The 311-nt window shown below is 58.5% G+C and carries 1 pseudogene; it reads left to right on the top strand.

The window, feature by feature from the left end:
- Positions 1 to 311: pseudogene (locus EN846_RS34350) on the top strand (sugar isomerase); the annotation flags it as partial.

The raw sequence follows: 311 nt of genomic DNA, 5'->3' as shown, positions 1-311 counted from the left end.
GCGACGGCTCGAACTTCCCCGGCCAGGTCAATTTCGCCAAGGCGTTCGAGCGCTATCCCGAGGCAATGAAGCAAGTCTATGCCGGGCTGCCCGCGGACTGGAAGCTGTTCAGCGAACACAAGATGTACGAGCCGGCCTTCTATTCCACCGTGGTCCAGGACTGGGGCACCAACTACATGATTTCAAAGGAGCTGGGCGACAAGGCGTTCTGCCTGGTCGACCTTGGCCACCACGCGCCGAACGTCAACATCGAGATGATCGTCTCCCGGCTGATCCAGTTCAAGAAACTCGGCGGCTTTCACTTCAACGAT

The organism is Mesorhizobium sp. M4B.F.Ca.ET.203.01.1.1 (genome assembly GCF_004791025.1).
Lineage (GTDB): Bacteria > Pseudomonadota > Alphaproteobacteria > Rhizobiales > Rhizobiaceae > Mesorhizobium > Mesorhizobium abyssinicae.
Note: the sequence above shows the minus strand (reverse complement) of the source record. Positions and strands in the feature narration are given on the sequence as shown.